This is a genomic window from Micromonospora inaquosa (assembly GCF_003857055.1).
Taxonomy (GTDB): domain Bacteria; phylum Actinomycetota; class Actinomycetes; order Mycobacteriales; family Micromonosporaceae; genus Micromonospora; species Micromonospora inaquosa.
In genome coordinates this window covers 1-12,713 of sequence record NZ_QGSZ01000385.1, presented here as the reverse complement: position 1 = coordinate 12,713, position 12,713 = coordinate 1, and the positions used below count along the sequence as shown (strand labels likewise).

General features: G+C 69.9%; 11 protein-coding genes. 6 read left to right on the top strand and 5 right to left on the bottom strand.

Annotated elements, in window-relative coordinates:
• Window positions 1–80: 80 nt before the first annotated feature.
• On the bottom strand, window positions 81–1,031 hold the full coding sequence (locus DLJ59_RS34510) for a malate dehydrogenase (RefSeq protein ID WP_124778299.1): 951 nt from the start codon (window positions 1,029–1,031) through the stop codon (window positions 81–83).
• A 139-nt stretch (window positions 1,032–1,170) separates the two neighbouring features.
• Window positions 1,171–2,031 (bottom strand): bifunctional methylenetetrahydrofolate dehydrogenase/methenyltetrahydrofolate cyclohydrolase, encoded by an 861-nt coding sequence (locus tag DLJ59_RS34505; RefSeq protein WP_124778298.1) that lies wholly within the window; start codon window positions 2,029–2,031, stop codon window positions 1,171–1,173.
• Window positions 2,032–2,513: 482 nt separating this feature from the next.
• Here DLJ59_RS34505 and DLJ59_RS34500 point away from each other — a divergent pair, with 482 nt between their 5' ends.
• The 5 genes from DLJ59_RS34500 to DLJ59_RS34480 all read left to right on the top strand — a co-directional run bounded on the left by DLJ59_RS34500 (window position 2,514) and on the right by DLJ59_RS34480 (window position 8,334).
• Window positions 2,514–4,115, top strand: coding sequence for a peptide ABC transporter substrate-binding protein (locus tag DLJ59_RS34500; protein WP_124778297.1), 1,602 nt, complete (start codon window positions 2,514–2,516; stop codon window positions 4,113–4,115).
• A gap of 197 nt (window positions 4,116–4,312) precedes the next feature.
• Window positions 4,313–5,251: an ABC transporter permease gene (locus tag DLJ59_RS34495; protein WP_124778296.1), complete on the top strand. Its 939-nt coding sequence runs from the start codon at window positions 4,313–4,315 to the stop codon at window positions 5,249–5,251.
• Between the two features lie 6 nt (window positions 5,252–5,257).
• The gene (locus tag DLJ59_RS34490; protein ID WP_124778295.1) at window positions 5,258–6,214 is read left to right on the top strand and encodes an ABC transporter permease; all 957 of its coding nucleotides are present in this window, start codon (window positions 5,258–5,260) and stop codon (window positions 6,212–6,214) included.
• Window positions 6,215–6,284: 70 nt separating this feature from the next.
• Window positions 6,285–7,316, top strand: a complete 1,032-nt coding sequence (locus tag DLJ59_RS34485; RefSeq protein ID WP_124778294.1) for an ABC transporter ATP-binding protein — start codon at window positions 6,285–6,287, stop codon at window positions 7,314–7,316.
• Window positions 7,297–8,334 (top strand): ABC transporter ATP-binding protein, encoded by a 1,038-nt coding sequence (locus DLJ59_RS34480; RefSeq protein ID WP_124778293.1) that lies wholly within the window; start codon window positions 7,297–7,299, stop codon window positions 8,332–8,334. The genes DLJ59_RS34485 and DLJ59_RS34480 overlap by 20 nt, the downstream gene beginning before the upstream one ends.
• Window positions 8,335–8,442: 108 nt before the next feature.
• Here the strand turns inward: DLJ59_RS34480 and purH are convergent, their stop codons facing one another.
• Together purH and purN are read right to left on the bottom strand one after the other, a co-directional pair.
• On the bottom strand, window positions 8,443–10,014 hold the full coding sequence (purH, locus tag DLJ59_RS34475; RefSeq protein ID WP_124778292.1) for a bifunctional phosphoribosylaminoimidazolecarboxamide formyltransferase/IMP cyclohydrolase: 1,572 nt from the start codon (window positions 10,012–10,014) through the stop codon (window positions 8,443–8,445).
• On the bottom strand, window positions 10,011–10,631 hold the full coding sequence (gene purN / locus DLJ59_RS34470) for a phosphoribosylglycinamide formyltransferase (RefSeq protein WP_124778291.1): 621 nt from the start codon (window positions 10,629–10,631) through the stop codon (window positions 10,011–10,013). The genes purH and purN overlap by 4 nt, the downstream gene beginning before the upstream one ends.
• A 288-nt stretch (window positions 10,632–10,919) precedes the next feature.
• On the opposite strand from purN, the gene DLJ59_RS34465 reads away from it, so the two are divergent.
• Window positions 10,920–11,444: a DUF4190 domain-containing protein gene (locus tag DLJ59_RS34465; RefSeq protein WP_124778290.1), complete on the top strand. Its 525-nt coding sequence runs from the start codon at window positions 10,920–10,922 to the stop codon at window positions 11,442–11,444.
• Window positions 11,445–11,499: 55 nt separating this feature from the next.
• Here the strand turns inward: DLJ59_RS34465 and DLJ59_RS34460 are convergent.
• The coding region (locus tag DLJ59_RS34460; RefSeq protein WP_244236383.1) for a cell division protein PerM at window positions 11,500–12,713 on the bottom strand (1,214 nt) is incomplete at its 5' end.

The following is a 12,713-nucleotide window of genomic DNA, read 5'->3' as shown; positions in this document are numbered from 1 at the left end:
GGTGAGAGGACCGGGGGGCGCAGAAGGGCGCGCCGGCGAAGCCGGCGCGCCCTTCTGCTGATGCCAGGTTCGGGGTCGGACTACATGCTGGAGATGTCGGCCTGCTTGGCGCGGACGGCTTCGGCGGCCTCCAGGAGGCTGGCGCGCTCGTCGGCGTCCAGGTCGGTCTCGACGACCCGCTTGACGCCCTGAGCGCCGATCTCGGCCTCGACACCCAGGTAGACACCGGCGATGCCGTACTCACCGTCGACCCAGGCGCAGACCGGCATGACGTCGCCGGAGTCCTCGGCGACGGCCTTCGCCATCCGCGCCGCCGCGGCCGACGGGGCGTAGTACGCCGAGCCGGTCTTGAGCAGCGCGACGACCTCGGCGCCACCGTTGCGGGTCTTGACGACCAGCTCCTCGATCTGCTCGGCCGGCATCACGTCACGCAGCGGCTTGCCGTTGACGGTGCTCTTCGACGGCACCGGGACCATGGTGTCGCCGTGCGAGCCCAGGGTCAGGGTGCGTACCGACGCCACCGGCACGTTCAGCGCCTCGGCGACGAAGTTGCTGAACCGGGCGGTGTCGAGCATGCCGGCCTGGCCGAGCACCCGGTTCTTCGGGAACTGGGTGGCGAGCTGGGCCAGCGCGGTCATCTCGTCCAACGGGTTGGAGACCACGATGACGACGGCGTTCGGGGCGTACTTGGCGACGTTCTCGGCGACCTGACGGACGATCTTCGCGTTGGTCTCCAGCAGGTCCATCCGGCTCATGCCGGGCTTCCGCGGCAGACCAGCGGTGATCACGACGACGTCGGAACCCTCGATGCTCTCGTAGCCCTCACCGTTGGGGCCGGTCGTCACGCCGACGACCTTGGTCTCGAAACCCTCGATGGCCCGGGACTGGTTGAGGTCGAGCGCGAGACCCGCGGGCTTACCCTCCACGATGTCGGTGATCACTACGGTGTCGAAGACGTCGTACTCGGCCAGGCGCTGTGCGGTGGTGGAGCCGTAGAAGCCAGCCCCGACGACAGTGACCTTCTTACCCATGGTCGTCCCACTCCCTGATACCAGTCGGTTTTCCGGACCGTATCAGTCATCCTGGCACCGATCAGGCCAGGGGCGGCGGGCATCGCCGGGATGGGGCGAACGTCACCGCCGTCCTGGTTGGGCGTCGGCGAGGTGTAAGTCAGCCGCGCTCGGCGCGCTCCACGACGTTGGTGAGCAGCATGGCCCGGGTCATCGGGCCCACACCACCGGGCATGGGGACCAGCGCGCCGGCCGTCTCCGCCACCTCCGGAGCCACGTCGCCGGTGTAGCGGCCCTTGCCGTCCGCGCCGATCACGCGGGTGATGCCGACATCCACCACCACCGCGCCGGGGTTGATCATGTCGGCGGTGAGCAGACCCGGTACGCCGGCCGCGACGATGACGATGTCCGCGGCGCGGGTGTGCGAGGCGAGGTCGAGGGTGCCGGTGTGGCACAGGGTGACCGTGGCGTTCTCGCTGCGCCTGGTGAGCAGCAGGCCGAGCGGGCGGCCGACGGTGTTACCCCGACCGACCACCGCGACGGTGGCGCCGCGCAGCGCCACGTCGTGGCGGCGGAGCAGCTCGACGATGCCGCGCGGGGTGCACGGCAGCGGACCGTCGTAGCCGAGCACCAGCCGGCCCAGGTTGACCGGGTGCAGGCCGTCGGCGTCCTTGTCCGGGTCGATCAACTCCAGCACGCGCTGGGTGTCGAGGTGGGCGGGCAACGGCAACTGGACGATGTAGCCGTGGCATGCCGGGTCGGCGTTCAACTCGGCCAGCACGTCGTCGACCTGCTGCTGGGTGGCGTCGGCCGGCAGTTCGCGGCGGATCGAGGCGATGCCCACCTCCGCGCAGTCGCGGTGCTTGCCGTTGACGTACGCCTGGCTGCCCGGATCCGCCCCGACCAGGACCGTGCCGAGCCCGGGGGTGATGCCGCGTTCCGCGAGCGCCTTCACCCGTATGCGCAGCTCGTCCTTGATCTCCGCTGCGGTTGCCTTGCCGTCCAGAACCGTCGCCGTCACGACCAGATCGTCTCACGGCCGGGGCCTTCGGTTCAGACGACCTCAGCTCGGGGCCTCCTCCGCCACTGCCGGGGCCCGGTCACCGAACGGTCGGGCCGAGTTGAGCCGGTCGCCGCCAGAGTGACCGTGTGTGACGTGTCGCTAGTCACTCTCGGTCACTAACTGTGGGTTCGATCACTGTCGAACCAGACAGACCGGGTCGACACGACGGAGACCGGACTCCCACCCCAGCAGATATCGAGCTCACCCAACCGGGGTGCAATCAACTCATCACTCATTCACATATCCGCAGTCTGCGCCAATAAACCCGGTTTGGCGTAGCAGAATCGCCTGCCCCCGACAAGGGAGGCAACGCCGGACCGTTACCCACCCGCAACCGCGTCGTTGTCGAAGGCTCGCCGCCGACCTACCGTTACCGCTTGTTGCGCAGCGTAACCCAGCGTCGGGCCTGACTGCGCAGCGTGAGGAGATGAGGAGGCTCAATGCGAGTTCGTAGACTCGCCGCCTGGACCGCCCTCCCGCTCGCGGTGACGCTGGGCCTCGCGGCCTGCGGCAGCGGCGGAGACGGTGGATCCGGTGGCAGCGACAGTTCGGCGGTCAGCATCCAGATCGCCGAGCCGAAGCACCTGGTTCCCACCAACACCACCGAGACTTCCGGCTCGCAGGTCATCGCCGGCCTGTTCAGCCCGCTCGTCGACTACGACGCCCAGAACAAGCCGTACGAGGTGGCGGCAGAGTCCGTGACCTCGACCGACAACAAGGTCTGGACGATCAAGCTCAAGGACGGCTACACCTTCCACAACGGCGAGAAGGTCACGTCCCAGAGCTACATCAACGCCTGGAACTACGGCGCGTACGCCCCGAACGGTCAGGACACCAACCCCTTCTTCGAGAAGATCGCTGGGTTCGCGGACCTGCAGGGCAAGGCGCCCAAGGCCAAGGAGCTGTCCGGGCTGAAGAAGGTCGACGACCTCACCTTCACCGTGACGCTGTCCGAGCCGTACATCGACTTCAGGACGACGCTGGGCTACAACGCGTTCTTCCCGATGCCGGACGCCGCGTTCTCGGCCCCGGGCGTGCTCAAGGACTCCTACGAGCAGGCGCCGATCGGGCAGGGCCCCTTCAAGATGAAGGGCACCTGGCAGCACGACAGCAAGATCGACGTGGAGCGGTACGACGCCTTCCCGGGTGAGAAGCCCAAGGTGAAGAACGTCGAGTTCCGGATCTACCAGCAGCTGACCGCGGCCTACGCGGACGTCCTCGCGGACAACCTGGACGTGCTGCCCACGATCCCGACCGAGAGCCTGAGCACCGCGCCGAGCGACCTGGGTGACCGGTACAAGACCAGCCCGATGTCGTCGTTCCAGTTCCTGGCGTTCCCGACGTTCGACAAGGACTACAGCAGCCCGGACGTGCGCAAGGCCATCTCGATGGCGATCGACCGTGACGAGATCACCAAGTCGGTCTTCAAGGGCTCGCAGACGTCGGCGCGCTCCTTCGTCTCGCCGGTTCTGCCGGGCTACCGGGAGGACACCACGGGCACGGCGGGCGAGTTCAACCCGACCGAGGCCAAGAAGCTCTACCAGGCCGCCGGTGGTCCTTCGAAGATCGTCATCTCGTACAACGGCGACGGCGGTCACAAGGACTGGGTCGACGCCACGGTCAACCAGCTCAAGACCAACCTGGGCGTGGACGCCGTGGGTTCGGCCGAGCCGAAGTTCGCCGACCTGCTCACCAAGGTCGAGAACAAGACGCCGGTGGGTGCGTTCCGGATGGGTTGGGTCATGGACTACCCGACCATGGAGGACTACCTCGGCCCGCTGTACAGCACGAACGGTGCGTCGAACTACTACGGCTACAGCAACCCGGACTTCGACCGGTTGGTCAAGGAGGGTTCCGCCGCCAAGACGCAGGACGAGGCCATCGCCAAGTACCAGCAGGCGGAGGACATCCTGGCCAAGGACATGCCGGTGATCCCGCTCCGCTTCGGCGAGAACGTGTTCGGTCACTCGTCCAAGGTCAAGAACGTGGAGATGGACCTGTTCCAGCGGGTCAACCTCGTCAAGATCGAAGCAGCCAACTGAGCTGACCATGGTGCGGGCCACCCGGGCGAAGAAGCCCGGGTGGCCCGGACCGCACCACCGGGGCCGGGCCGCAGCAGCGGACCCGGCGTCGGTGGTGCCGGCTCCCCCGGGCCGGACGCCGCGTCTCCGATATTTCGGGTACGACCAGAGATGCCGTCCTGCGACCCTTTCGCACATTTCCGGAGAGACTGCTAAGCATGTTCCGCTACATCCTGCGGCGCCTACTGCAGATGGTCCTGGCGTTCTTCGGGACCACCCTGATCGTCTACGCGCTGACATTCGCCGGGCAGGGCGACCCGATCCAGGCGCTCGCCGGCGAACGGCCGGTGACGCCAGCCCAACGGGCCTACCTGACCGAGAAGTACCACCTGGACGCCACCGGCGTCGGCGGCTTCTTCTACCGCTACTTCGACTACGTGAAGAACCTGCTCCAGGGCAATCTGGGCGAGTCACTCACCGGTCGGAACATCGGTGACATCCTCCAGCAGGCCTGGCCCGTCACCGTGCGGCTCGCGCTCATCGCACTCGCTGTGGCGATCATCTTCGGCGTCACCGCCGGGGTTCTCGCCGGCATCCGCCGCGCCAGCATCTTCGACAACTCGACACTGGTGCTGACCCTGCTGGTGCTGGGCATCCCGACCATCGTGCTGGCGCCGCTGGCGCAGTACTTCCTGGGCGTCAAGTGGCAGCTCTTCCCACCCACCGCCGGCTCCGACCCGACGTTCTACGCGCTCCTGCTGCCGGGCATCGTGCTCGGCTCGCTGTCGCTGGCCACCGCCCTGCGACTCACCCGGGCCTCGGTGGCGGAGAACCTGCGCGCGGACTACGTCCGGACCGCCCGGTCCAAGGGCCTGGTCAAGCGACGCATCGTCATCGTCCACGTGCTGCGCAACTCACTGATCCCGGTGGTCACCTTCCTCGGTGTGGAACTGGGCAACCTGATGAGCGGCGCGATCATCACCGAGGGTGTCTTCAACATCCCCGGCGTGGGCTTCAACCTCTTCCGCGGCATCCGCACCGAAGACGGCCCCCTGGTGGTGGGCATCGTCAGCGTGCTCGTCGTGGTCTACCTGGTCTCGAACCTGGTGGTGGACGTCCTGTACGCCGTACTCGACCCGAGGATCCGCTATGAGTGAGCAGGCATGAGCGACTTTGAGACTGTGGCGGCCACCGAGAACCAGGCCGCGCGGCGCGGCCCCTCGGGCGAGCCGGGCACACCCAACCAGGTCGGCGCCGCGAACAAGCCGCGCAGCCTGGCCGGCGACGCCTGGCGCGACCTGCGCCGCAACCCGATCTTCTGGATCTCGCTGGCGCTGGTCGTCATCTTCACCCTGATGGCGCTGCTCCCCGGGGTGTTCACCGCCAACAACCCGAACGACTGCCTGCTCTCCCGGCAGCACGCCGGGCCGTCCGGCGGAGCCATCTTCGGGTACGACTTCCAGGGCTGCGACACGTACTCCCGGGCGGTCTACGGCACCCGGGCGTCGCTGCTGGTCGGCGCGCTGGCCGCGCTCGGCACCGGGATCATCGCGCTGGTGATCGGCATGCTGGCCGGTTACTTCGGCCGCTGGGTCGACGCGGTGCTCTCCCGGGTGATCGACGTGGTGCTCGGCATCCCGCTGCTGCTGGCGGCGATCGTGCTGCTCAAGCGGGTCTCCAGTGACAGCCAGTGGGCTCGGATCGGCGCTGTCGTCTTCGTGTTGGCCCTCCTCGGCTGGACCACCGCCGCCCGAGTGGTCCGGTCCTCGGTGATCACCGCCAAGGAGCAGGACTACGTCGCGGCGGCCCGGATGCTCGGTGCCGGCAACAGCCGGATCATGTGGCGGCACATCCTGCCGAACTCGCTGGCCCCGGCGATCGTCGTGCTGACCATCGCGCTCGGCTCGTTCATCGCGGCCGAGGCGACCCTCTCCTTCCTGGGCATCGGCCTGAAGGCACCCACCATCTCGTGGGGCCAGGACATCGACACCGGCCGGATCCACATGCGCGAGGCGGCCACCCCGTTGATCGTCCCGTCGGCCTTCCTGGCGCTGACCGTGCTGGCGTTCATCATGCTCGGCGACGCGATCCGTGACGCCTTCGACCCGAAGCTGCGGTGAGAACCTCCATGCCAGCGCGAGGAGTGAGCGAAACGACCCCCGTAGTCGCGAGTGAAAGGCAGGCACAGTCATGACCGTTCAACCGACGCCCGCCTCCGCCACACCCGAGGGCGGTCACCTGCTGGAGTTGCGGGACCTGCACGTCGAGTTCCGCACCAACGAGGGCGTCGCCCGGGTGATCAACGGCGTGTCGTACCACCTGGACGCCGGCGAGACCCTCGCTGTGCTCGGCGAATCCGGCTCGGGCAAGTCGGTCACCGCCCAGGCGATCATGGGCATTCTGGACACCCCGCCCGCGTTCGTCCGCTCCGGCCAGATCCTCTACAAGGGTGAGGACCTGCTCACCCGCCCCGAGGAGCAGCGCCGGCAGGTACGCGGCAAGGAGATCGCGATGATCTTCCAGGACGCGCTCTCCGCCCTCAACCCGGTCTTCCCGGTCGGTTGGCAGATCGGTGAGACGCTGCGCCAGCGCGCCGGCATGTCCCGGGCCGACGCTCGACGTCGCGCCATCGAACTGATGGATCTCGTCAAGATTCCGGGTGCCGCCAAGCGGATCGGTGACTACCCGCACCAGTTCTCCGGCGGTATGCGGCAGCGCGTCATGATCGCCATGGCGTTGGCGCTGGACCCGAAGGTGCTGATCGCCGACGAGCCCACCACGGCACTCGACGTGACAGTGCAGGCCCAGATCATGGACCTGCTGGCCGACCTGCGCCGGGAACTCAACATGGCGATGATCCTGATCACCCACGACCTGGGTGTGGTCGCCGGTGTCGCGGACCGGATCGCGGTCATGTACGCCGGCCGGATCGTCGAGCACGCCGACGTGCGCTCGATCTACAAGGCGCCCGCCCACCCGTACACCAAGGGGTTGTTGGAGTCGATCCCGCGCCTGGACGTCCGCGGCCAGGAACTGTCGACGATCAAGGGGTTGCCACCGAACCTGATGCGCATCCCGTCCGGCTGCCCGTTCCACCCCCGGTGCCCGTACGTGCAGCAGGTCTGCGTGGACGAGTTTCCGCACGACCTGGTCCTCGGCGACGGCCGGACCAGCGCTTGCCACTTCGCGCAGGAGGTCCGTGATGACAGCGTCGCCCGCTAACCCCACCAAGGTCCGCGGCGAGACCATCCTCTCCGTCGACAACCTGGTGAAGCACTTCCCGATCACTCAGGGCGTGCTGTTCCAGCGGCAGATCGGGGCGGTCAAGGCCGTCGACGGGGTGAGCTTCGAGCTGCGTCGGGGCGAGACGCTCGGCGTGGTCGGCGAGTCCGGCTGCGGCAAGTCCACCCTCGCCCGGCTGCTGATGCGGTTGGAGACGCCGACCTCCGGGCGCGCCACCCTGGAGGGCAAGGACCTGTTCAAGGCTTCCGGAGGCGAGCTGCGCCGGTTGCGCCGCAACATGCAGATGGTGATGCAGGACCCGTACACCTCGCTGAACCCGCGGATGACCGTCGGCGACATCATCGGCGAGCCGTTCGAGATCCACCCGGACGCGGCGCCGAAGGGCAGCAAGCAGAAGCGGGTCCAGGAGCTGCTGGACCTGGTCGGGCTCAACCCGGAGCACATCAACCGGTACCCGCACCAGTTCTCCGGCGGTCAGCGTCAGCGCATCGGCATCGCCCGTGCGCTCGCGTTGAAGCCCGAGGTGATCGTCTGTGACGAGCCGGTGTCGGCGCTGGACGTCTCCATCCAGGCCCAGGTCATCAACCTGCTCAAGCAGCTACAGGGCGAGCTCGGGCTCTCGTACATCTTCATCGCGCACGACCTGTCCGTGGTACGGCACATCGCCGACCGCGTCGCGGTGATGTACCTCGGTCGGATCGTCGAGATCGGCACCGAGGACGAGATCTACGAGCGGGCCACCCACCCGTACACCCAGGCTCTGCTCTCTGCCGTGCCGGTGCCGGACCCGGAGGCCCGCGACCAGCGCAACATGATCAGGCTGGTCGGCGACGTGCCCAGCCCGGCCGACCCGCCGAGCGGGTGCCACTTCCGGACCCGCTGCTGGAAGGCGCAGGACATCTGCGCCGTAGAGGACCCGAAGACGGTCCCCAGAGCAGCGGACCCGCACCCCTCCGCCTGCCACTTCGCCGAACTCCGCCCCACCACTCCGGCCTGACCCCAACCGGCCCCTGCTGTTGATCATGAAGTTATTGCCCTGACACGCCGACGTGCAGGGCAATAACCTCATGATCGACGGGGACTGGGGCCTGGGGGCCCGGGTGGGTTAGTGGAAGAAGTGGCGGGTGCCGGTCAGGTACATCGTCACGTTGGCCTTCTTGGCTGCCGCGATGACCTCTTCGTCGCGGATCGAGCCGCCCGGCTGCACGATGGCGCGGACCCCGGCGTCGATGAGGATCTGCGGGCCGTCGGCGAACGGGAAGAACGCGTCCGAGGCGGCGACTGACCCCCGGGCCCGGTCGGCGCCGGCGCGGGTGACAGCGAGCTGCGCCGAGTCGACCCGGTTGACCTGACCCATGCCGACCCCGACGGTGGCACCGTCCTTGGCGAGCAGGATCGCGTTGCTCTTCACCGCGCGGACCGCCCGCCAGGCGAACGCGAGGTCCCGCAGCAGCTCCTCGTCGGCGGCCTCGCCGGTCGCCAACTGCCAGGTCGCCGGGTCGTCGCCGGGGGCGTTCACCCGGTCAGCGACCTGGGCCAGCACGCCACCGGTCACCGGCCGCAACTCCACCAGCGCCGGCGCCCAGGCCGGTGCCCGCAGCAGCCGGATGTTCTTCTTGCCCTGCAACACCTCGACCGCGCCCTCGTCGAAGCCGGGGGCGACCACCACCTCGGTGAAGATGTCGGCGACCTGCCGGGCCAGCTCGACCGAGACCGGCTGGTTGACGGCGATCACGCCCCCGTATGCCGACACCGGGTCGCAGGCGTGCGCCTTGCGATGCGCCTCGGCCACGTCCGCGCCGACAGCGATGCCGCACGGGTTGGCGTGCTTGATGATCGCCACCGCCGGCTGGTCGGCGAAGTCGTTCGCGGCCCGCCAGGCGGCGTCCGCGTCGACGTAGTTGTTGTACGACATCTCCTTGCCGTGCAGCTGCTCCGCCTGGGCCAGCCCCGCCGGGGCGTCCGGGTCGGCGTAGAGCGCGGCCGGCTGGTGCGGGTTCTCGCCGTAGCGCAACGCTGTCGACTTGCGCAGCGTCAGCCCCGCGAACTGCGGCCACCAGTCGTCGGCGGGCGCCAACTCCTGGGCGCACCACTGGGCCACCGCGACGTCGTACTCGGCGATGTCGGCGAACGCCCGCGCAGCCAGCGCGCGACGCTGGGCCAGAGTGAAACCACCCTCGCTGAGCGCGCCGATCAGCGCCGGATAACCGGCCGGGTCGGTGAGCACGGCGACCGAGGCGTGGTTCTTGGCGGCGGCCCGCACCATGGCCGGGCCCCCGATGTCGATCTGCTCCACGCACTCCTCGACGCCGGCACCGGAGGCGACGGTCGCCTGGAACGGGTAGAGGTTGGAGACCAGCAGGTCGAACGCCGCCACCCCCAGCTCGTCGAGCTGCGTGACGTGGGTGTCCTTACGCAGGTCGGCCAGGAGACCCGCGTGCACCTTCGGGTGCAGGGTCTTCACCCGGCCGTCGAGCACCTCGGGGAACCCGGTCACCGTCTCCACCGGCGTCACCGGCACCCCGGCGGCGGCAATGGTGCCCGCCGTGCTGCCGGTGGAGACGATCTCCACACCGGCCGCGTGCAGGGCCTGCGCCAGCTCGACCAACCCGGTCTTGTCGTAGACGCTGACCAGCGCCCGCCTGATCGGGCGGCGCCCGTCCTGAGTGGGACTCACGGAACCGTGACCTTCCTTCCGGTGATGGTCCAGCCTTCGCGGACCAGGCGACCGACCTGCTCGACGAGCTGGCGCCGCTCAGCTTCCTTGATGCGCTCGGTGAGCGTGTCCACGTCGTCGTCGTCCAGCACCGGCACCGCGACCTGCGCGACGATCGGCCCGGTGTCCATGCCGGCGTCGACGAAGAAGAGGGTGGCCCCGGTGAGCTTCACGCCGTAGGCGAGGGCGTCACGCGGACCGTGGATGCCGGGAAACGCCGGCAGCAGCGTGTTGTGGGTGTTCAGGTAGCGGTCGCCGAAGGCGGCGAGGAAGTGCGGGCCGACCAGCTTGAGGAAACCGGCGGAGATGACCAGGTCGGGTTGGTGCTTCGCGACGTGCGCGGTGAGCGCCCGGTCCCAGGCCTCCCGGGTGTCGTGGTCACGGACCCGCTCGACGAACGTCGGCACCCCCGCCGCGTCGGCCCGGTCCAGGCCCGCGATCCCGTCGCGGTCCGCGCCGACCGCGACGACCTGTGCGCCGTACGCGGGGTCGGCGGTGGCATCCAGCAGCGACTGAAGGTTGCTCCCGGAGCCGGAGATGAGGACGACGATGCGGGCGACAGACGCAGGCTCGGTCACCGGGCCACCCTATCGGCAGGTCAGGGACGCCCTTCGGCTGGGCGGCACGCCGATCATCAACAGTGCCCAGGTGCGTCCACCCGGTACGCTGCCGGTCGCTCGGGTCGAACGTCGCGGCGGCCCACACACCGCCCCTGATCGGGCACGGGGAACGGTCGGCAAGGGCTGTCCACGTGCTTGGGGGACATGTCCTCCCGCTGCTCTACTGGGCTTTCGGAGGACTGACCGCGATCATGGATGGAAACAAAGAGCACCAACTGACGGAACCCAGTCCAAGGAGCTTCTCGAATGCAGCCCGGTAACCCCGGTCAGGACCCGTACGGCCAGCAGCCCAACCAGGACCCGACCGCTCCCCCGCCGCCGGCCGCCCCGTACGGTCAGCAGCCGCAGGACCCGTACGCCGCACCGCAGGCCCCGTACGGTCAGCAGCCCACCTCCGGGCAGCCGTACGGCCAGCAGCAGCCGTACCAGGACCCGTACGCCCAGCAGCAGCCCCAGTACAACGCCGGCCCGACCTACCCGAACGCCGGGTACCCGCAGGCGCAGGGGCAGAACAACACCCTTGGTCTGGTGGCGCTGATCCTCGGCATCGCGTCGATCCCGCTGGCCTGCTGCCCCCTCCTGGGCATCCCGGTCGGCATCGGAGGTGCGGTGACCGGCTACCTGGGCCGACAGAAGGCGGCGCAGGGGCAGGCGAGCAACGCCGGTCAGGCCAAGGCCGGCCTGATCTGTGGCGCGGTCGGCGTCGTGCTCGGCATCATCTCGGTCATCCTGAGCGTCGCGCTGAACGTCGGTCTGCCGACCCAGCCCTGACGACTTGAGCGGCTACGGGGCGTTCCGGATTCCGTCCGGGGCGCCCCGCGCTCGTCTACTGCGCGGGCCTGCGGGTCAACGCCCGGGTGGCGGCGGCACCGATGAGTGCGCCGGCCGCGATGACAGCGGCGGCCACCGCCCCGACCTGCCAACCCACCGGCCCGACCTGGGCCAGCCGACCGGCACCGAGCGGCCCACCGGAAACCGCGGCCGCCGCACCGAGCACCACCCCGGCCACCGGCCCGGCCAGTGCCGCCGGCGCCAGCAACTCGGCCCAGCGCTGCGCGGCCCGCTCCGGCGCGGCGAGTCGAGCCACCCGACGGGCGAGCAGCCAGCCGGCGACCATCCCGGCCAGCACCGGCACCGCGAGCAGCAGTGCGCCGAAGCCGTCCACCGGGCCACGGGGCAGGCCAGCGAGCAGCGGCACGGCCGGCAGCGCGCCGACCGACACCTCGCTGGTGCGGACCGCGGTGTCGGTCCCGACCGCGAAGCCCGGCCCGAGCAGGTAACTGGCCGACCAGACCGCCGCGTTGGGCGCGTACGCGACGCTGACCAGGGTGATGCCGGCCTGCCCGGCGACCCCGGTGCGGTACGCCCCGATCATGTCGGCCGCGTCGCCGCCGCCGGTGGCCACCGCCAGGCCGGCCGCGCCCGCGCCCGCGCCGAGCAACAGCAGCCCGGCCACCAGGCCGGTGCGCACGCCGTCACGCACCGGGCCGGGCAGCCACGCGACGAGCAGCCGGGTCACGGCGGTGATCCGAACCGCGCCGACCAGCGCGGCGAGGGTGCCGACCACCGCGAACGTGGCGCCCGCCCGGATCAGCGACACATCCGGCCCGCCGGTGCCGACCAGCACCGCCGCGAGCACGCCGAGCAGCGCGTACGCGATGCCGACCGCAGCCGCGGCGAGCAGTGCCCGGCGCGGCGAGCGGGTGTCGCGAGCGCCGATCGCCCGGCTGACGTGCACACCGGCGCGGGTCAGCCGCCAGAGCGCGAGCACGGTCAGGGCGAGCGGGGCGAGCCCGAGCGGACCGGACTCGGTGTGCAGTGGCACGCCGTGCCCGAGCAGCCAGCCGGCCAGCGCGGTGCGCAGGGTGCCGGTCAGGGTGGTGGAGTCCGCGCCGAGCTGCACCAGCCCGAGCACGACGGCGACCGGCAGGTACGAGGTGAGGGCGGCCCAACAGGCGGCCACCCCGGCGGCGACGGGCAGCGGCGCACGCCCGCGCGGCGACCCACCCGCGCGGGGCGCGGGCACCCGCCGGGCCGATG